Genomic DNA, 20,686 nt, shown 5'->3' with positions numbered 1-20,686 from the left:
ATATTTGCATGTGGCGATTTATTATTCGCTATTTCTTTAAAGGATGAAGACTTGACGCTGTTGTATAACTATACAACTCTCCTGTTTTATCCCAACATTTGATCCTCTTGAAAACGATGACTTCGACTCGTCGTCACTAGTCCAGCAGAGTGGCAACTAACAGTACAATAGTGGGTTTTTCCAAACAATCGCGAATCAAAATGAGTTTACAATGCTGTTTTATTATGGGATTGACAGATTGATCAATTTCGCTTAAAGACTGTATTCCCTTCTTTGATTGTTTCAATTACTTTGATGTCCCGTAATTTTTGGGGATCAATTGTTAATGGATTTTGATCCAAAATAACCAAATCAGCTAGTTTACCTTTTTTAAGAGACCCTTTATCTTTTTCTTCCTGATACTGATAGGCAGCGTTGATGGTAATTGCTTTGAGCGCGTCCCTGACATCAATACGTTCATCTGGCCCCAACAACATTCCCGAACGTGTCGTCCGATTGACTGCAGCATACACCCCGGTCAATAGATCTGGAGGTGTTACTGGGCTATCATGATGGATGGTAAACAGTATTCCCGCTTTTTTTGCCGACTGAGCTGGACTAATAAACGCCGCACGTTTGGGACCAAAAACACTTTGATAGTGCCAATCTCCCCATAAGTAAACATGGGATGAAAAGTAAGAAGGAATAACACCGATATCTTTTATCTTGGCGATATGATCGGGGCGGCTGTTCTGCACATGTATCAAGGTTGCCCTAAGCTCGGGCTTATAAATTCCTTCGGCTTTCAATTTGCCGATCACACGAAGTGCCTGATCAATAGCCGCATCGCCATTAACATGTAGTTGTGCCGTAATATGATTTGAAAACACTGTCTTTAAATCATTGTAGAGGGTCTGGTCCGAAAAGATTGGAAAGCCTTTGTAATCTGCCGATTGACCTTCTGGTGGAACCAGGTATGGTTCTGTCAACCAGGCTGTCTTCCCCTGAGGCGAACCATCATCCGAAAATTTAAATCCACCAAATTTCAAACGCTTTTCGTATTTCATGTAATTGGGTTTAAAGGATTTCCATTCGGCTTTGTTTGCTTCAAAATCCGGAAAATAAACGACATCTGCCTTTAAAAGATTTTTCGAAGCTGCTTCCTTCAACAGGCCAATCCCCACTCCCATCGAACGTCCGTCACAGATGGTTGTCTGGCCATAACTAAGCCATTCGTCTTGCGCTTTGACAAAATCTTTTAGGGTTTGGGGTAGTTCGTTTTTAGCCTGTTGAGGCCTGGGAATCATATTCGTCAACTTCACCAATGCGGCAAAAGAGGCATTTTCTTCCAGCTTACCGTTTAGTCGATTATCAGGGCTTCGGCCGTAATGTCCCCCCTCCGGGTCTTTTACATTTTCGGCAATACCTAATAACTTCAACATCGCACTATTGGCAACACTTGCATGACCAGAAGCATGAATGACAATAATCGGATTTGTCGTACTGATCGCATCCAATTCCTGACGAGTCGGATGGCGATGCTCACGCATGATAGCATCATCGTAACCATTTCCTAATACAGGAACAGACGTGCCTAATTTTGTTCGCTTAATAACTGATAATATAGTCTTTTGAAGATCTGGTATTGAATTAACGGTACCATATGGACTTGGCGATAAATCTATTGCCTGTTCCATTCCTGCTCTTGAAGTGATATGGCCATGGGCATCGATAAAGCCAGGCAGTAAAGTTTTTCCCTTTAAATCGATCTGTTTCGTGTTTTCCCCTACATAGGGGGCCGCTTCTTTCCGGCTACCGACGAAAAGAATTTTCCCGCCTTTTACTACTAACGCATCTACCTGGGGAAAATCATCTTCCATCGTAATAATATTTCCACCATAATACAACGTATCCCCTTTTTGCTGACTGCTCTTACAGCTTAAAATAAAAAAGGGTAAAAGGAAAAATAGATATTTTGTAATAATTGCCATGTGAGAGGTTAACTGTACTGATGAATAACAACAGAAAACAGTTAATTGTTTCGCAGCTCTTTGCTGGGTAACAGCCGGTAGAAGAAATGCGCATCTAGATGCGCATTTTGGATTAAAGCAGAATCGGTAGCAGTTGATCTAGACTTTCTACCTGCAGGAAATTGCTTGGTTTAATCTCATCACAAGCTTGCTCATGTGTCCAAGTCACATGGTAAGGGACATGTATTGCCTGTCCCCCCAATTCCAGAACAGGCAGAACATCGGAGTTGATTGAATTTCCGATCATGATAAAATTTTCAGCGGGGCATTCAATTTTTCTTAATAATTTTGAGTAATCGTCATTTTTCTTGTTACTCATAATTTCCACATGATGGAAGTACTGTTGGAGACCCGAATTTTTCAGCTTTCTTTCCTGATCCAAAAGGTCGCCTTTTGTGGCTACGATTAGCTTATAATGTGCACTCAGCCTTACCAACGTATCTTCAACACCTTCCAATAATTCAATCGGCATCTTTAATAAATCTTGTCCAATCGCTATGATTTTGTTTATTGTCTTCAGCGATAACTGTCCTGCCGAAATACGGCTGGCAGTCTCTATCATACAAAGAATAAAGCCTTTCACACCATACCCATAGAGGGACAGGTTGTTCATTTCTGTTTCAAATAACTCTTTTGATACTGCATGCTGTGGAAGATAATTTTCCAAAAGTTCGCAAAAATCATGTTCTGCTTTTTGAAAATATGGTTCGTTTACCCATAATGTATCATCTGCATCGAATGCAATGACTTTAATGGCAGTTTTATTGATAATCATTCTAATTTTAATTCAATTTAAGTAGTTTACTTGATCTTGATGCCATTATATTGTTCCCATAACCCGGTCAAGTTTAGGTCTGAATCATATACGGCATTAAAAGCAAACAGTTTTCCCTTAGCCACATAATCATAAATATAAAGATCGGTTAAAGGGGTCGGAATAGATTCCAGTTCGTCTGCAGCGATCCATTCGAGGTCACCCTCATTACAATAGGGGGCCTCTACATATTCGATATCGGATACATATACATAGCTGATCCAATTGTAATTGATCGGTGATGTTTCGGTTAACATGCCACAAAATTGTTTTGACGTGATATGGATCCCTGTTTCTTCCATGACTTCACGAACTACCGCATCATCCGGGTTTTCAAATGGGTCTAATTTCCCACCAACGGGAACATACATATCTTTATTGGGTTCTTTAAGGCGCTTTAGCAATAGAAACTTATCTTTATTTCTTAATATACATAGTGTGGCTACACGCTTCAAACCCGTCAATTCAGTGTTCATTTCTTTTCTGTTTGGAACAAAAATAGAAAATGTTGCGAGAGTCTTCAAGCATTTTAGCGAATTCATTCAGTCTATCTCTCATCAGTAAAGACTTGCATATCTATTGCATCGGCATAAGTCACCTTGGCGATCACTTTTCCATGAAGCGGACCCCATAATCTTTACGCACTCACTCTCATGGGGTACCGAAATTTATTTTTGAGGGAAAGCCCATTATCCAATGAACGATCGGCATAATGGGCTATATCCATAGAATTAAACATTAAATTATGCGGGTCTTAAATGATAGGCTTTAGGCTGAACAAATGCTCGTATACCTTGAGCCGATAAGGTCGAACCTAAGCCAGAATTTCGTCTTCCGGACCAAGGCACATTAGGGCTTACCCTATCACAGCAGTTCCAATACACCGTTCCTGTATCCATTTTGCTAAGGATATTCATTGCTCTATCCTGATCGGACGAAAAGACCGCTGCAGTAAGGCCATAGGTCGTATCCTGCATCAACGTAATTGCCTCTTCGTCTGAAGTGACCTTTTGTATACCTATCAACGGACCAAAAGTCTCTTCACGCATAAGTAGCATGTTGTGATTACAGTGCTCAAATACTGTGGGAGCATAATAATATCCCTTACCTTCTAATACATGTCCGCCCAACCGTAGTGTTGCTCCCTTTGCAAGGGCATCTTTCACTTGATCCTCAAGGACGTCCAGCTGAGCAGCCCTCGTTAAAGGACCGATAAATGTGTCTCCAGCGCATGGATCGCCAACCTGATAGGAAGCTACCTCCTCAATAAATGCCTCGACAAACTCATCGTATATCTGTTCTGAAACATAGATACGTTCAACCGCACAACAGCTCTGCCCATTGTTGTAGAAAGCGCCTTCGGCTGCCGACACCGCCGCCTGTTTTATGTCTTTCACATCTTCTGTTACGTATAGTGGATCCTTTCCGCCTAGCTCAAGCTGGACTGGAACTAATTTATGCGCTACGGCCCTAGCAATATGTACTCCAGTCTTATAGGATCCAGTAAAGAAATAGCCATCCAATGGCAATGATAAGATATGCTCGCCAATCCTCCCATCTCCAACAACACAGTGAAATACATCATCAGGTATACCGGCTTCATAAAGGTATTTTGCAAACTGCAATCCGGTCAGCGTAGCAAATTCAGAAGGTTTATAGAGCACGGCATTGCCCGCAACCAAGGCGTACAGAAAAATATTAAAGCCCACATTATAAGGGAAATTCCATGCAGAAATATTGGCAATGACACCAAGTGGTTCATAGCGAATATGTTCTAGTGTAGCTCCCTCATTTACAATAATTTCTTCTGAAAGCCATCTTTCAGCATTTTTTCGAAGATGCTCAATACGGTTTTGTGCTCCGTTAATTTCATTAAGCGATTGTGTGATGGGTTTGCCCGTCTCCTTGGTAAGGATCTCCGCAAGTTCCTGTTTATTCGCCAAGATCAGCTCCCCAAATTGTATGATGCACGCCAAACGATCCTTCAAAGGAACGTTGGCCCATTTTTGCTGTCCCTGTTTTAGTAAGGAGAGTGTATTTTCCAATTCAACTGTTGTGGTTGAAGGCAACGTTGCTACTACAGCACCGGTTGCAGGATTTCTAATTTCTATGTTGTCTTGCATGTTCGATAAAAACATTAAGAATTAAATTTTCATCTAAAAGTATTCCCTTCTGTGTTTGGGAAAATTCGGGATGCCATTGTACACCCATCACTTTCCCGGCCGCTTCTTTGGTATAACCAAATGCTTCGATAAATCCGTCTTCCGAGCGCGCAAAGACTTCGAGATCATGGCCAAGATCTTTAATAGCCTGATGATGTACAGTGTTGACCAATGGATTGGCAACATGGCCATATAGTCTGTCGAAAAGTGTTCCTGGTTCTATATGTACGGGATGATTGATGGTGTCGTATAGACTTGCTGAACGATGTACAGCCGACTGAGGAAGCAGACTACCGATATCCTGATACATTGTGCCTCCAAAATAGACGTTCATTAACTGAAATCCCCGACAGATACCTAAGACTGGCTTATGATTTCTGATGGCATAATCCAATATCTTTAGCTCATATTGATCCCGATAAGGGTCTCCTTTCCAGGGTCCGATAGGCTCTTCTCCATAATGCTGGGGTGCTATATCGCTTCCACCTTGAAGAACTATGCCATCCATCTGGTGTAAGATGTCCGCTAATAATGATTCTTCAAGATCCGGCAATAATATAGGAAGAACGCCTTTTTTAGTTATCCATCGAACCATATCATTTTCCATATAGCTCAGTGATTTGTGTCCAAAGACCGTCCTCTCGGGGTCTGGATAAAAAAAACACGCACTAATACCGATTTTTAACATATTATTTTCCTTCGTAAGCGGTTTCATAAATTGCAAGAAAATCTGCTTTGCTAACGGGCTTGGGGTTTGATGGGTGACAGAAATCTGCAAACGCCAGTTCTGATAACGGTTGCAGATGTTCCTTTTGCACGCCTATCGCAGATAATTGTGTAGGCAGTCCCAAACGTACATTGAGGTCAAACAGATAGTCTACAACCTTGTCTCCAGCATGACTGCCGAGCCCTAAAGCCATGGCCATTTTATCGAAACGATCTTCAAAACCGACATAATTAAACTGCATGCCATAGGGAAGATTTACCGCGTTGGCCAATCCATGATGGGTATCAAGGAGCGAGGACAGCGGATGCGCTAAACTATGAACGACTCCTAATCCCTTCTGAAAAGCAACAGCTCCCATCAATGATGCCAAAAGCATTTTGGAGCGGGATGGCAAGTCTGATTCTTTCGTAGCACACTCAATAGACGTCGCCACCATGGCCATTCCTTCAAGCGCTATACCATCACACATCGGATGATACCCTTTGGCCAAATAGGCTTCCATATTGTGGGTAAGTGCGTCCATTCCCGTTGCTGCCGTAATAAACGGTGGCAGATCCATTGTAAGCAAAGGATCGGCAAATACAATTTTTGCCATCAATCTGGGACTAAACAGAATTCGTTTTTTCTTGGTTTCATCTTCTGAAATAATAGCACTACGCCCCACCTCACTCCCAGTCCCGGCGGTCGTAGGTACAGTAATCAATGGTGGTATCTCGTTGGTCACATAGATATCGCCACCGATCAGATCGTCGTAATCAAATAAATCACGATGATGATTTGCGCGCAAGGCAATTGCCCGTGCTACGTCGAGTGCTGCTCCACCGCCAACACCAATAATTGAATCTCTATTTTGCCCTCTAAAGACATCTCCTCCCAAGAGGACATCAGATTTTACTGGATTTTTATGCAAATCATGAAAGACAATAACGTCGATCCCTTTGTTCGTCAGCTTTTGTTGGACTCCCTTAAAAAATGGTAGTTGGGCGATAGTCGGATCCGTTACCAGTAAAGGGCGATTAAGTCCATTGGTCAATAAATAGTCTGGTAGCTCGTCGATCACTCCAGCACCAAAACGGATCGGTGTCGGAAAATTAAAACCGTAAATTTTTGCTGTATCCATTGTTCAGTTAAATAATTTCAAAATATCTTTTTGTTTCCCAATCTGTGACCTGCTCAGAAAATTGTCGCCATTCCCATAACCGTGATTTACAAAAATGATCGACAAACTTTTGGCCAAATAGCTCGGAGGCTATTTGCGATTGCGCCATTCGAGCGGTCGCATCGTGGAGGTTTCTTGGTAACACGCCGTGTTGCAGATCTTTATAACCATTACCGCTAGTATGTCGATTATCCAATGGCAATTTATACTTGATGCCATACAACCCGCTAGCCAAACATGCTGCTACTGCCAAATAAGGGTTCACATCTGAACCGACAACACGATGTTCAATGCGTGTGGCTTTGGGGCCGCCTTCGATGACGCGGAGTGCTGTGGTACGATTATCTATGCCCCAAGTCAGGGTTGTCGGTGCCCATGCTCCTTCAGTCAGCCTTTTATAACTGTTAACAGTGGGCGCCAATAACGGTAGAATATCAGGTAAACAATACAATTGCCCAGCAAGAAAATGCTTCATCAACTGGCTCATTCCGAGTTCATCATCTTTATCATAAAAGAGGTTGTTCTGTTTGTTGAGATCCCAAAGACTTTGATGCACATGGCCACTGCAGCCTGGTAAGTCCTTGGTCTGTTTCGCCATAAAACTCGCCGTGATATTATGTTTTTTTCCGATGTCCTTAACCGCAGATTTAAAGAGCGTAGCCCTATCCGCAGCTTCAAGAGCATCACTACATTGGATCGCAGCTTCCAGAACACCTGGCCCGGTCTCCGTATGCAGCCCCTCAAGAGGTACACCGAATCTTTCGAGCATAGCCAAAAGATCCTGAAAAAATCCGTAGTTGTCAGACATCCGTAAGATGGAATAGCCAAACATACCAGATGTTATCGGTGTCATATCTCTAAAACTATTTTGGGGAGCGGCATTATCGGCTTTCACGAAATTAAACCATTCAAATTCCTGTGAAAAAATTGGTTTAAATCCAGCAGTCTCCGCCTGTGCAATTATGTTTTTAAGGAGTGATCTTGGGCACACATTTTGGTCGCGAGAAAGCGGAGATTCAAAATCAGCTAGAAAAAAGGGAATATCTTCTTGCCAGGGAATCTGTCGAAATGTATTTCCATCAATACGCGCCGGGAAATCGCCGTATCCTGTATGCCAGCCTGTAATTTCCACATTGTCATATACCTGATCGTTAACATCCCATCCAAACACCACCGAGCAAAACCCAAATTCATTGTCCAGTGCAGAGATAAACTTATCCCGATGCATAAATTTCCCACGGAGCACCCCGTCTATATCAGCGACGGCAACTTTAACGTGCGTACTTGTGCTTGCTGTTAATTTGGCAATAATTTCATTTTTAGTTATCATAATTTGATGGTTTTGTCCTTGTCAAGGAAGATTAGGAAATAGAGGTATGATAAGATGACAAGCCCAAAGAATAATAGAGCTGTCAAGGGGTTATAATATATCATTGCAATGAGACACACGACAGCAATAATAAATGCAATTGCCGGAAACAGCGGATACAAAGGAACTCTGAATGGGCGTTCCAAATCGGGTTCCTTTTTTCGCAAGGCAAAAAATGACCACATGGATATTATATAAAGACAGATTGCCCCAAAACATGCGATGGTAATAATGCCTGCGGTCTTCCCGGTCAATAATGCTATGATGCCAATAGCCATATTAATTAAGAGTGCATTGGCCGGAGTCTTAAATCGTTGATGCACTTTTCCGAGAATCGACGGTGCATACCCTACTCTCCCAAACTCAAAGGTGGCTCTGCCACCAGCGAGAATGATACCATGAAATGAGGCTATAAGACCCAAAAGACCAACGCCTATAAGTAGTTTATAGAGAATATGGCGATTGTCAATGACATGTGCAATGGCAAGTGGCAATGGTGAATCGGAGGGTTCAGTGCTTCCGACAGGATAAACAACAGCCTCCCAGCCGCCGACACCCACCGCCGACAAAAATGTAATGATACAAAGCACAACTAAAGTTACGATGGCCGATCCAAAGCCGATTAATACATTTTTCTGTGGATTGATCGTTTCCTCAGCAACATTCGCTACACCTTCAATAGCGAGAAAAAACCAGATGGCAAAGGGAATAGCTGCAAAAATACCCGAGAAGCCATTGGGCAATGCGTTGTGCTCAAGGTTGGAAAATTCGAAAGCCGGAAATGTAACACCGGCAAATATCAGTAATTCGATAACCGCAAGAACAGTTACGACCAATTCAAATGATGCAGCGAGCTTTACGCCCAGTATATTCATTGAAGTGAAAATCACATAGGCCCCAATGGCAAAAATAAGATAGTCAACCGAAGGATGCAATAAATGTAGATAAGCACCTATAGCAGCAGCAATGGCAGGCGGAGCAAAAACAAACTCGATATTTTGTGCAATACCGGCGACAAATCCCAAATGCTTGCCCAATCCTCGATTGGCATATTCAAAGGCTCCGCCAGCCTTAGGGATCGCACACGCCATCTCTGTATAGCTGAAGGTAAATGTAAGGTACATGATAATAACGAACACTGTAGCAATGGCCAATCCCAATGTGCCGCCTTCTGCCAAACCGAGATTCCATCCAAAATACATTCCCGAGATAACATAGCCTACACCCAATCCCCATAACATAACCGGACCAAGGACTTTTTTTAATTGAGGCTCACTCATAATTTTATTTAGGTTGGTAAATTGATAGTAATTAATTAATTTAAATTTACTATATATAGTTTAAATGATAGTATTATATATCTGTAATTATGACTATTTTAGTAAAATAATATGGTTGTATTTTATTTACTAGTGTTTGCGATCTAACTACAGTCATAGATATAGTTTTTTTAGATTTAATTTACTACGATAATGAAATTGGATGAGAAAGACCTCATGCTTCTGGACCTTTTGCAACAGGATGCGAACATAAGTAACAAGGAAATAGCTGACCGTGTTAATTTATCCATGACTCCCGTATACGAACGTATTAAGAAGTTAATAGCAACCTCCGTTCTCAAACAGAAAGTCTTTCTGCTGGACAGAAGAAAACTTGATCTTAATCTAATGGTGCTTGTATCCATCAGTATGGAAAAACATTCCAATGAAAGTGCCTTGTTATTTATGGAGGAGATACAAAAATTTCCAGAGGTAGTCGAGTGTTTCCACGTAACGGGTGCATTTGACTATCAAATAAAGGTGATGGTTAGGGATGTTGATCACTATCATGAATTCAATTTTAATAAACTGGCAACAATCAAGGGAATCAGACATATGGAAAGTTATTTTGTCATGAAAGAAATCGTGAATACAACCCGTCTCCCAATCTTTCTTTGATAATTAGTTTAGCATATTTTGGCTTTACTATGCTGCGCTGACGACTCTCCTAATTTAATTTCCCGGAATTGATGGATTTCATTGGTATGGCACCTACACTTAGGCAATGGTTCATACTTGCAGAACCATGTCTTCTATTTGTATCGTGTTGTTTATAAGAGCACAATATTCTCAAGCGATACGCCTACTCCCTTAAGAGCTGCGTAGGTTAATTTGTCCATTGAGGCTCCGTCAAAATCGATTGTTTTAATACTCTTATAATATTTATTGGTAAGCGCAAACGTTGGCCGAAAGGAGACATTTCTAAGAATAACCCCTCTAAATGAACTGTTTGCTAGGTCTGCATTATCGAATTTTACGTCGACAAATACTTGCCCATCAAAGCTTATGCCTTTCATATCACAAGACTTAAAGCAAACACCATTGAACTCACAGTGTTCAAAAATGGTTTTTCTGAGATCCGACGCCGTAAATTTGACATCTGTCAGCTTTATACTATTAAATCTAGCATTGTTCAACTCCGACGCATAAAATTCTGTACGTGCGAGAACGGTCTGGTTGAAATTTGCGTTCGTCATATTACTAGCAGAAAATGTACAGTCCGTAAGGTTCGACGAATCAAAATTAGCATCGCGGATATCACTTCCTTTAAAAATGCTTGCCGTGAAATCTGCTGTACTGAAGTCTGTACCACGCAGCTCACTTCCGAGAAATTTTCTCTTTGGCGCATTTACGCCAGAAAAATCAGTTTCGGCTAGCGTGTTACCACTAAAATCTGTCAGTAGGGGCTTTTGTCCCGTATCAGAAAATTTTGCCTCTTCCAGAGAATTTCCTTTCGTGCCATCTAAAGTGCCAATGACCACCTTTTGACTTGCTACGCTATCTCCTATTTTCGAATTTTCGGCGAAGTAGTTTAGATCGACTGCGAATATTTCAGCAAGTCTATGAAGTGTTAAAAAGTCTGGTAGAGACTCTCCCCGCTCCCATTTTCCAACTGCTTGGGGGCTGACGAATAAAAGTTCAGCAAGCTGTGCTTGCGACATATTTCGCTCTTTCCGCACTTTGGCAATATTATTACCTAATGTTTTGTTATCCATAATTATTGTTTATTGATGATGTTCAACTTTACAAATATATTGAGGCTAATCTGTAATTATCGCGAAAAGGGAAATACCTCTAGTTGTAATTATGCTACTTATCGTTGTATTCGAACAACTTCGGGTTGTTATTTCTAGAGTATTGTCCTATACTGTTATTGAAACTATATTTTAAGTAAAACTTCTCAAAGACGAACCTTTCTTTATAATAATGCCATCCCATATTTTAGATCGTGGGTTATGAGAAAGACAAACTTTAACTAATTTAGCAAGATCTACCACCATGAATACCGCCAAGCTAGTTTAAATATTTCTAGAAATTTGATCTATATTTATATACCTAAAATTTACATATGTTAGAGAATTTTGAGTTTTACCTTTTTTTAGTCCTACTAATTACGATGTTGATCATGCTGGCGAGAAAAATTCAGGTTGCATACCCTGTTTTACTCGTATTAGCGGGACTTGTAATGAGTTTTATCCCGGGAGTTCCCCCTATTAAGATAGAACCCGAATTGATATTCATTATTTTTTTACCGCCGCTCCTCTACGAGGCAGCTTGGTCAACTTCCTGGAAAGAACTCTGGCGATGGCGCCGGATTATCTTCAGCTTTGCCTTTGTTGTGGTCTTTTTTACAGCATTGTCCGTTGCCGTTTTTGCCAACTATTTTATCCCGGGATTCTCCTTAGCTCTCGGTTTTCTATTGGGTGGAATAGTTTCCCCCCCTGATGCGGTTAGTGCCGGTGCAATTTTAAAATTCGTGAAGGTACCCAAAAGGCTGGCGTCCATATTGGAAGGTGAAAGTTTGTTGAATGATGCTTCCTCACTAATAATTTTTCGCTTTGCAATGATTGCTGCTGCTACTGGGCAGTATGTATGGTACCAAGCGGCCGGGAGCTTTATTTGGATGTGTATTGGCGGAGTGGGAATCGGACTTACAATTGCCTTTGTTTTTCTGAAAATGCACAAACTTTTACCAACCGATTCCAATACAGACATATTGCTAACTTTTATTGCACCTTTCTCGATGTATTTGATCGCAGAACAACTTCATGCTTCTGGGGTTCTTGCGGTTGTCAGTGGCGGCTTATTTCTCTCGTATCGTAGTCACGATTTTTTGAGCAGTGCATCCCGGATCCGGACAGTAACCGTATGGGAAAGCTTTTGCTTTCTGCTGAATGGCATTGTCTTTATGCTTATCGGATTGGATTTACCGGAAATTGTATCTGGATTGGGTGATACCAATATCTCCACTGCTATTGGCTATGGCGTCGCCGTTACAATAGTCCTTATTCTTGTACGAATTTTTGCAGGTTATGCTGCAGTAATTACGACCTTGATCATGAGAAATTTTATAACGGTTGCAGATGCTCAATCGCCCGGTTGGCAAACGCCAATGATTATCGGCTGGACTGGAATGCGTGGCGTCGTTTCTTTGGCAGCAGCGCTATCTATCCCATTAACTTTGGCCGACGGAACTCCTTTTCCTCAAAGGAATCTCATTCTTTTCATCACATTTGTTGTGATTCTGTTAACCTTACTTGTTCAAGGGTTGACCCTCCCTTTTATCTTGAGGAAAATCAAATTAGTAGATAGAGATTTTGTAAGAAGTGAAAAGGAGATAGATTATGAAATTCAGAATAGATTGGCTCAAGTCGCCGTTGACAAGATTCGTAATGATTACGCGGACAAAGTTGAAAGTTTTCCGACCTTAAAGGATCAACTACAGAAGTATGAAAATCAATTGCGGAGCTCCGAGATTATCATTAATTATGCCGAATACCGTAAAATCTATATCGATATCCTTGAAACACAGCGTATTTGGCTTATCAATAAAAACCGCGAAGAACTTTTATTGGACGAAGAGATCATCCGCAAACACCTTCGTTTGTTAGATCTTCAGGAAGAAAGGTTGAATATGAGAAGCTAATTTATCCCTAGCTCACCCTACTGCCGTACATTTATGATCGACAATGCAGATTGAATTGTCGATCATAAATAACTAATATATTAGTCTTCATCCAAATAAATGTCGTGAACAACAAAACGAATAGATTTGCTAAACACCAACATATCCGCTACATCTTCAGAATCTATGGCATAGAGTGTTTCTACCCCACCTTCATCCAAAAGTTCGGAATCTGGTATAAGTTCAAAAAAAGTGATTCCTTCAACAATGGATAATTCTTCTACTTTAACATATGATACATCCTGGCTCTTCCAAAGTGAGAGAATTTCTTTGGAAAACAATCGATAATTATTAGCTTGATTTGACATGGTCGCAAATTAACAAAAATATGGCTCATTATATTTGTGTTATAACGTTTCTAAAATCTTACTTACTCTTTCGTTTTTAGGATTAATTTCGCGAACTTTTTGATAGTTCTTCTTGGCACTATCTATTTGTCCAGATTTCAGGTAGGCTTCCGCTAAACTATCATAAACATTTTCACTTTTAGGATATAGCACCGTATTCACCTTAAATATATCAATAGCTTGGTTTATTTTATGCTGATTGAGCAATTCATAACCTGCACCGTTCAGGAAACCTTCTGAAAGCAACTCATCGTCACTATCCTGTTCTTTTGCTTTTTGAAAAGCTTTTAATCCATCCTCGAAATTTCCTTCTAAAATAAGCTCTAGTGGAGTCCGGTCATTTGCATCGACTTTCGGATTTTTGGAATAAATCTTTTTATCACGCAAAACCTGTATAAGTTCATATTGACCGCTTTCGGTATCCTTTGAAAATACTACGTTCACGTTTCGATCTCGCATAACAAAAGTATTTGCCGACACTTTAACCAACTCTACAGGCTTGTCTAGATTTTGGACTGACATAAGCTTGCCACTCTGACTATAGACCCTTATAACACCGTATTTGCCAGATCGATAACGTCCACTATTGACATTCAGTTCTTGAGAACTGAGCGGCAAAATTTTATTTATTGGGGCCAGATAATTGGGCCATTGATAGGTTAATGCAACCGCTCGGACAAGTTCGTTGATAAATTCAGGTTTGTTTGTATTTGTAAGAATAACTACGCCATCACCGCTTGTTTTATTTCCAACAAAATAGGAGCTAAAGCCTTCGTTCCATCCACCATGGCAAAAATAAGATGAACCGTCGTAATCTTCCAGAAAGACACCTAATCCTATAATAGGTTCAATATAGGGGCTTGTGAATTCTTCGGCCATCTTCTTGGAAATAATAGTACTACTTTTGCCATTTAAGGTCCGTTGAATATCGATCACGAATCTAGCGTAATCTTCTGCTGTTGACCACAAGCCAGCAGCCGCCTGCTCTGGGTAGACATGATATCTTCCTTCGACTTTTTTACCATCTACAGTATAAGCCGTCGCCGCAAATTGTTTTTTCAACTCAGGAAGAGGCTGGGCAAAAGTGCTGTTTTTCATACCCAAAGGTGAGAGTACCTTTTCTTCCATTATGCTACTATAATCTTTCCCTTCAATATCAACGAGCATCTGTTGAAGTACGGTATAGCCACCGCCTGAATACCGAAAATTTAAGCCAGGAAGTTTATCAACATACACCATAGGTGTATTAGCAGGCTTTAGACCACTCAGTACTTCTACCGCTGTAGGAATTGGGTCTGTTGTCCGATAGCCCGGGAAACCACTTACAGTAAGTCCCGCAGTGTGGCTAAGGATATTTTTGAATGTAACAGTTTTCGCTCTGGTCCAATTATTTTCGGGTATTTTCCAGGATTTCAGGTATAAATTCACATCGGCATTGGATGCCAACTTGCCAAGCTCCACTTCCTTCAATGCAGCGTATGCACTTACGGGCTTGCTCATGGACGCCACCTGAAATAAGGTGTTTGACCTAACTGGTGTTTTCGAATCGAGATCGGCAAAACCATACGTTTTGCTCCATAATATTTCAGCGTTTTTTATCACGGCGATGCTTACACCTGGAACCTGATAAAATTCCATGCGCGATTTAATATTCCAGGCCGGCTCACCCTCAAAACGAACAGGCGGTATGAGACTGGATTCGACATGAGAAATCTCCTTTATTTTTTGAGGGGCCGTTTGAGCACATGCGGTTGACACTAGTATCGCAAAAATTCCAGTAATTGGTAAAGCTTTCATTTTATTTATGATCGTTTAAGTGATGATACGAAGCGCCTCTCCTATCTCTTGCTGGCTTCTTTGTAATTCTTCATTGACAGCTGATGCCAATTTTATTGCCAAAACCATAAATCACTGTAAAACAATGTTATGCAATAGTATTCCAAAATAAATTGATCGTATTCGGACAATAAATGTCCGAATACGATCAATTTATTTTTACTAAGCGGTATCTCGCTTTTCTAACATCATCAGCGGTCAGCCCCATAGCATGTTCGCATACAGTAGCATCTTCATTGTCGTATTAGGATCGTCAATAGAAGTTTCCTTTTGGCTGAATTGTGGAAAAATGAAAACGGGGCATACTAGCCCCGTTACATTGTTTGATTAATTGATACTTAATGATTCGGATTACCATAATAGTTTTGATAATTCTGAATGGTAGCACTAAACCATGCTCCACAGCTGCTATAATACATATCATTGGCTCCATAGCTGGTGTACGTGAGAACCTGAGTTTCGATCAACTGACCGCTTGTATTATAGATACTCATCGTCAATCTACATAGCGTACGAGACTTTCCGAGCTTGATCTCTTTGGCTTCGCTCACGATATTCAAATTAGCTTTTCCAGTTTGTGATTTGTAAATCGTTGATTTTTCAACAAGGCTGTTGTCGGCCGCTTTTGGCCCCGTTTTCGCAAAAGTAGCAGATGACATTAAAGCCAAGGCTACGGCGCTCATCATTAATTTTTTCATGTTACTAAGTTTTAGATAAATACATTGGAGGACCAGCCTCACTGTTAATTAACCTAAAACTGCCAATAAATTTGGCACTGTAAACACTGTAATAAATATCTGATGTAGTCGTAACAATATTCGGTTGGTTTGATCAAATTTTTGAAAATAACTAAGAATTCAAAAAATTCTACTACCTTTGCAATCATCAGATGATATGACTATATGAAGACTGAAGCTATCGTACGAAGATCCTTGGCAGAGGAAGTTGCCGCGGCAATAGAAGAAAAAATAAAATTAGGTGAATTCCCGGTAGAATCTAAACTTCCTACGGAACCAGAATTGATGAAACAATTTGCTGTGGGCAGATCCAGCATTCGTGAGGCGGTCAAATATTTAAGTCAATCAGGCTATCTCAATGTACAACAAGGTCTTGGTACTTTTGTTAAAAGTAGCACGGGTCATCATGCTCTTGATTCAAAAATTGAAAAAGCCAATTTTAACGATATTTTTGAAGTTAGACACGTATTGGAATTGCGAATTATTGAAAAAGCAGCCTTAAATCGTACTTCGAAAGGCCTCAAGGATATGGCTCAAGCGCTCAAAAATAGAGCAAAATATGCCGAAATGGGAAATTTAATGGCGTGCGTGGATGCCGATATTGCCTTTCACAGTGCAATTGCTGAATCATGTGGAAATAGTATTTTGACCGCTTTATATACAACTTTATCTGAACATGTCAATAAGTTCTTCATGACTATTTATAAGGATACAGTACCCTTCTTAACTTCACAACAGCAACACGAGGAACTGATGTTGGCAATCAAAGATAAAGAAGTGAAAAAAGCTGTTGATATGGCTAACCGAATTATCCAACAGCTGTAATTTTCCTATAGCATATGCAAATTATCAATCTCAATATACTCTATTTTTATCAATTAAAACATCAGATGACCTGATGAATATTTCTTTTATGAAAACACAATCATTAAACCCGAGTGGATCTTGGAAAAGCTCCGAAACCGTCTATCCGATTTTATTTGCGATTAGTCTTTCACACTTGCTCAATGACTTGATTCAGTCGGTCATCCCGGCAGTATATCCCATGTTAAAATCAAATTATGCACTTAGTTTTACCCAAATTGGTATTATAACGTTGGTTTTTCAGCTTACTGCTTCTATTTTGCAACCCTTCGTTGGTTTGTATACAGATAAAAACCCTACATCACGATCACTCGCTGTCGGTATGCTTTTCTCTTTAGCAGGATTGATATGCATTTCTTTTGCGTCAAACTTTATCTACATTCTCCTTTCTGTAAGTCTTATTGGCATGGGTTCGTCTATATTTCATCCTGAAGCTTCTCGAGTTGCTCATTTAGCTTCCGGAGGCAAAAAGGGACTCGCCCAGTCTATCTTCCAAGTCGGTGGTAATGCTGGTGGTGCGATAGGTCCCCTTCTTGTAGCGCTTATTGTGATCCCTTTGGGCCAACAATACATTGGTGTATTTGGCGTATTGGCCATTGTAGCCGTTATGATTCTTACTTATGTCGGTAATTGGTATCAAATACATCTCAAGCCTAAGACACAAACAACTACTGTTGGTGCTTCAAAAGCCGACCTGCCAAAATCAAAAGTAATATTTGCACTTGTAATTTTATTGGTACTCATTTTTTCCAAATATTTTTACATGGCTTCCATGACCAGTTATTTCACCTTCTATTTGATCAATAAATTCCATGTTTCGGTTCAGGAATCTCAAATATACTTATTTATATTTCTTGCTTCTGTAGCTGCGGGAACTATATTAGGGGGGCCATTGGGAGATCGCTATGGGCGTAAACTAATTATCTGGGTATCGATTCTCGGAGCGGCTCCGTTCACATTACTATTGCCACACGTTGGTCTAGGGCTAACCATTATCCTCGCTATTTTAATAGGTCTTATTATATCGTCTGCATTCTCTGCTATCTTGGTCTATGCGACAGAACTCATCCCAGGAAAGGTCGGAATGATTGCTGGTTTATTTTTTGGCTTTGCTTTTGGTATGGGGGGAATTGGTTCAGCAGTTCTGGGCTGGCTTGCAGATCAAACCTCAATCGAATATGTATTTAATATCTGTGCTTATCTTCCATTAATCGGAGTAGTTACAGGGCTATTACCTAATATAAGTCAGCAGAAAAAGTAATTATATAATCAGTGTGTCCGAAAAGTTTGTCACTTGTTTTGTGGAAACTATTTTTGAATAGCAGAGAAAGTTTCAACCTGTCCAAAGAGCTATGGTGAAATTCGATGAAAAATACCCAAAATAAGCGAGTGGGAAGCCCTTTGCTTCGTACCTGCTTCGTACTTTCTTCGGATCATCAATAGATTCCGTACAGGTGCTGAACAGTCATTGACCAGTCTCCGAACAGGAAAATACTGGTCAGGAACTGGCCAATAGCTAATCCTTATCTGGTGAGCTCTGAAGCTTGTCCGAAGCAGGTACGAACACAATAGGTATCTAAGGCATATTGCCGCCACTAGCAGCATATACTGAAACTTATTCCTGTCGCTTATCAATACAGCATAGTTACTAAAATTGGACCTATTCAAAACGTATTAAAAATTAGCCGCAAAAAAAGCTGTCCAAAAAAATGCAGTGCCCCCAAAAAGTTAGACATTTTCCGGGGGCACAGCACATTTGGACAGCTTCTTTAAATACTAGTAACCTGGATTTTGGATCAATTTTGTATTTCGATTAACCTCATCGCGATGCAAAGACGTGTAGTACATCTTGTCATCCCAGTTCCTATTTTCGATACCTGGATCAATATTGGATACCGTATAGGTATAGGTGTAGTTATCGGGATTATATTGATAAAGAGTTACATTTTTACCCGCCTTAAGGGTTCCCGTGATGTTTATAATATTTGCTTTACGACCTATAGTTTCCGCGGCTATCATCCAGCGTCGCGCGTCAAAGAAGCGATGCTCCTCGTAGGCTAATTCAATACGGCGCTCGTTTCTATAACGTGCTTTTAGAGCCGCTCCGGTTTCGGCGGTTGGAATTGCAGGCATTCCAGCTCTAAAGCGGATTTTGTTTAACCATGTTTTAGCTTCATTCTCTTCTCCTAATTCAAGACATGCTTCTACATAGTTCAATATCGCCTCTGTATAGCGAAACATTGGCCAGGGAATGCGCTGTCTTGTGTTTTGATCCTGCATTGTAGGGTCCGGATCTGTAAATTTACGAATATAATATCCTGTCCGTGAACCATTCCAATCTTCAATCGGGCTTTTTCTTGTGTCAAGGCCAAATTGGATAACCTTTTGTCCTTTGGCATTCATTATTTCGTATTGACCTGTTTGGATTTGATTCGCCTTATCTCTTTCAGCGACATCGGCTGTCCTAGGTTTCCAATCCGCACCGTCGTATAAAATTGTTGCCTTTAAACGTGGGTCACGATTTTGATAAGGGCTGGCTGCCATAGTAGGATTTGACCAGCTGAATTTTTGGCCATCAATAGTCTCGTAGTCGTCTACCAAGAGTTGTATCGGTGTATTTCCGGCCCAGTTATGATAGCCATTTGGACCGTTGTCTCGCCCTACCCAGCCACCACGTTCATCCTTTTCGTCAATAAAGAATCTCCCCAGAATAATATCTTTTCCTGCTGTAAAATCAACTGTCTTGCTCCCCCCTCCTAACGATACGGCCATATAGTTGGCGGTACCCTCATTAGGCGAAGCGGGCTGAGTTAGGTCTAACTTATAGGCGAATTCTGTATGATCCAGTACGGCTTTTGCTGCGGCTTTTGCTTTTGTCCAACGCTCCACCTGATTGCCACTCGTGTACATTAGATATTCTGGATTTTTATACCCTGCCAATAATGTTGATTTTGCTTTGGCTTTACCCGCATCATGGAGATCGCTGGCAGCATAGAGTAATACCCTTGATCTTAAGGCCAATACTGCAGTTTCATTTGCACGTCCCTTTGTTGATGAACTGCCCTTTAACAAAAGAGCTGCGCTGTCTAGATCTTTCACGATGGCATTGACACACTCCTCATAGCTATTCCTCGGAACCATATAGTCTTTATCGTTCAATGTATATATCTTATTATCGATGGGGATGCCACCATAAAAGCGTAAGAGCTGTTGATAATAATACCCACGCAGGAAATAGGCTTCGCCTAACAGCTTATCGGCTTTTGCTTTGTCAAACTTGGGTGCACTCAAATTGGAGATGGCAATGTTAGTTGCCCGGATGCGCGTATACATGCGACCGTATTCGTAAGTATCCATAATATAGCCTTGATCAGCTGGATTTGATCGAGATTCGGTCACGGTATTTATGCCCCGATTAGGGTGTGTAAATAAAGCTTCGTCAGTCATGGATGCCATTTCTTGCTCATAAAAGCCTCCTACCCCAAAACCGTTATAGATTTCTGTCACGAAAGCCTCAGACAAACCTGCATCCGACCAAACGATCTCCTGTGGAACTTCACTGAGTGGCTTCGTGCTCACAAAATCATCATTGCAAGCTTGTAATGATGCAGAAAGTACAAGTAGTATAAGTGATATATTCTTAATTTTTTTCATTTTT

Annotated in this window: 17 protein-coding genes; 4 read left to right on the top strand and 13 right to left on the bottom strand. The window is 40.7% G+C overall.

Features of this window, described 5'->3' with window-relative positions:
* Positions 1-242: 242 nt before the first annotated feature.
* The 8 genes from AAW12_RS09420 to eat form a co-directional block, all read right to left on the bottom strand.
* Positions 243-1,970 (bottom strand): amidohydrolase, encoded by a 1,728-nt coding sequence (locus AAW12_RS09420; protein ID WP_046673362.1) that lies wholly within the window; start codon positions 1,968-1,970, stop codon positions 243-245.
* Positions 1,971-2,082: 112 nt separating this feature from the next.
* Positions 2,083-2,784 carry an HAD family hydrolase gene (locus AAW12_RS09415; protein WP_046673361.1) on the bottom strand — a complete coding sequence of 234 codons (702 nt, stop codon included), beginning with the start codon at positions 2,782-2,784 and terminating at the stop codon, positions 2,083-2,085.
* Between the two features lie 26 nt (positions 2,785-2,810).
* Complete coding sequence (locus AAW12_RS09410) at positions 2,811-3,299, bottom strand: NUDIX hydrolase (protein ID WP_046673454.1); 489 nt, start codon at positions 3,297-3,299, stop codon at positions 2,811-2,813.
* A 267-nt stretch (positions 3,300-3,566) separates the two neighbouring features.
* Positions 3,567-4,946 carry an aldehyde dehydrogenase family protein gene (locus AAW12_RS09405; RefSeq protein WP_231585241.1) on the bottom strand — a complete coding sequence of 460 codons (1,380 nt, stop codon included), beginning with the start codon at positions 4,944-4,946 and terminating at the stop codon, positions 3,567-3,569.
* The gene (locus AAW12_RS09400) at positions 4,924-5,700 is read right to left on the bottom strand and encodes a gamma-glutamyl-gamma-aminobutyrate hydrolase family protein (protein WP_197084005.1); all 777 of its coding nucleotides are present in this window, start codon (positions 5,698-5,700) and stop codon (positions 4,924-4,926) included. The genes AAW12_RS09405 and AAW12_RS09400 overlap by 23 nt, the downstream gene beginning before the upstream one ends.
* On the bottom strand, positions 5,675-6,832 hold the full coding sequence (locus tag AAW12_RS09395; protein WP_046673360.1) for an iron-containing alcohol dehydrogenase: 1,158 nt from the start codon (positions 6,830-6,832) through the stop codon (positions 5,675-5,677). The genes AAW12_RS09400 and AAW12_RS09395 overlap by 26 nt, the downstream gene beginning before the upstream one ends.
* A gap of 7 nt (positions 6,833-6,839) precedes the next feature.
* Complete coding sequence (locus AAW12_RS09390; RefSeq protein ID WP_156167603.1) at positions 6,840-8,201, bottom strand: glutamine synthetase family protein; 1,362 nt, start codon at positions 8,199-8,201, stop codon at positions 6,840-6,842.
* Positions 8,198-9,520 (bottom strand): ethanolamine permease, encoded by a 1,323-nt coding sequence (gene eat / locus AAW12_RS09385; RefSeq protein WP_084823121.1) that lies wholly within the window; start codon positions 9,518-9,520, stop codon positions 8,198-8,200. The genes AAW12_RS09390 and eat overlap by 4 nt, the downstream gene beginning before the upstream one ends.
* A 192-nt stretch (positions 9,521-9,712) precedes the next feature.
* On the opposite strand from eat, the gene AAW12_RS09380 reads away from it, so the two are divergent.
* Positions 9,713-10,177, top strand: a complete 465-nt coding sequence (locus AAW12_RS09380) for an Lrp/AsnC family transcriptional regulator (RefSeq protein WP_046673359.1) — start codon at positions 9,713-9,715, stop codon at positions 10,175-10,177.
* 152 nt (positions 10,178-10,329) lie between these two features.
* On the opposite strand, the gene AAW12_RS09375 is transcribed toward AAW12_RS09380, so the two are convergent.
* Positions 10,330-11,274 carry a pentapeptide repeat-containing protein gene (locus AAW12_RS09375; RefSeq protein WP_046673358.1) on the bottom strand — a complete coding sequence of 315 codons (945 nt, stop codon included), beginning with the start codon at positions 11,272-11,274 and terminating at the stop codon, positions 10,330-10,332.
* A 353-nt stretch (positions 11,275-11,627) separates the two neighbouring features.
* On the opposite strand from AAW12_RS09375, the gene AAW12_RS09370 reads away from it, so the two are divergent.
* Complete coding sequence (locus tag AAW12_RS09370) at positions 11,628-13,205, top strand: Na+/H+ antiporter (RefSeq protein WP_046673357.1); 1,578 nt, start codon at positions 11,628-11,630, stop codon at positions 13,203-13,205.
* A gap of 80 nt (positions 13,206-13,285) precedes the next feature.
* Here AAW12_RS09370 and AAW12_RS09365 read toward each other — a convergent pair whose 3' ends face one another.
* The 3 genes from AAW12_RS09365 to AAW12_RS09355 form a co-directional block, all read right to left on the bottom strand.
* Positions 13,286-13,552 carry a hypothetical protein gene (locus tag AAW12_RS09365; RefSeq protein WP_046673356.1) on the bottom strand — a complete coding sequence of 89 codons (267 nt, stop codon included), beginning with the start codon at positions 13,550-13,552 and terminating at the stop codon, positions 13,286-13,288.
* A 39-nt stretch (positions 13,553-13,591) separates the two neighbouring features.
* Complete coding sequence (locus tag AAW12_RS09360; RefSeq protein WP_053003601.1) at positions 13,592-15,388, bottom strand: serine hydrolase; 1,797 nt, start codon at positions 15,386-15,388, stop codon at positions 13,592-13,594.
* 377 nt (positions 15,389-15,765) lie between these two features.
* Positions 15,766-16,125, bottom strand: a complete 360-nt coding sequence (locus AAW12_RS09355) for a hypothetical protein (RefSeq protein ID WP_046673355.1) — start codon at positions 16,123-16,125, stop codon at positions 15,766-15,768.
* A 204-nt stretch (positions 16,126-16,329) separates the two neighbouring features.
* Between AAW12_RS09355 and AAW12_RS09350 the strand changes: the two genes are divergently transcribed.
* Positions 16,330-16,989: a FadR/GntR family transcriptional regulator gene (locus AAW12_RS09350; protein WP_046673354.1), complete on the top strand. Its 660-nt coding sequence runs from the start codon at positions 16,330-16,332 to the stop codon at positions 16,987-16,989.
* 88 nt (positions 16,990-17,077) lie between these two features.
* A complete protein-coding gene (locus AAW12_RS09345; RefSeq protein WP_046673448.1) occupies positions 17,078-18,289 on the top strand; it encodes an MFS transporter in 1,212 nt (403 codons plus the stop codon).
* A gap of 515 nt (positions 18,290-18,804) precedes the next feature.
* On the opposite strand, the gene AAW12_RS09340 is transcribed toward AAW12_RS09345, so the two are convergent.
* Positions 18,805-20,682 (bottom strand): RagB/SusD family nutrient uptake outer membrane protein, encoded by a 1,878-nt coding sequence (locus tag AAW12_RS09340; RefSeq protein ID WP_046673353.1) that lies wholly within the window; start codon positions 20,680-20,682, stop codon positions 18,805-18,807.
* Between the last annotated feature and the right edge of the window lie 4 nt (positions 20,683-20,686).

This window comes from Sphingobacterium sp. Ag1 (assembly GCF_000988325.1).
In the GTDB taxonomy this organism is placed as follows: domain Bacteria; phylum Bacteroidota; class Bacteroidia; order Sphingobacteriales; family Sphingobacteriaceae; genus Sphingobacterium.
Note: the sequence above shows the minus strand (reverse complement) of the source record. Positions and strands in the feature narration are given on the sequence as shown.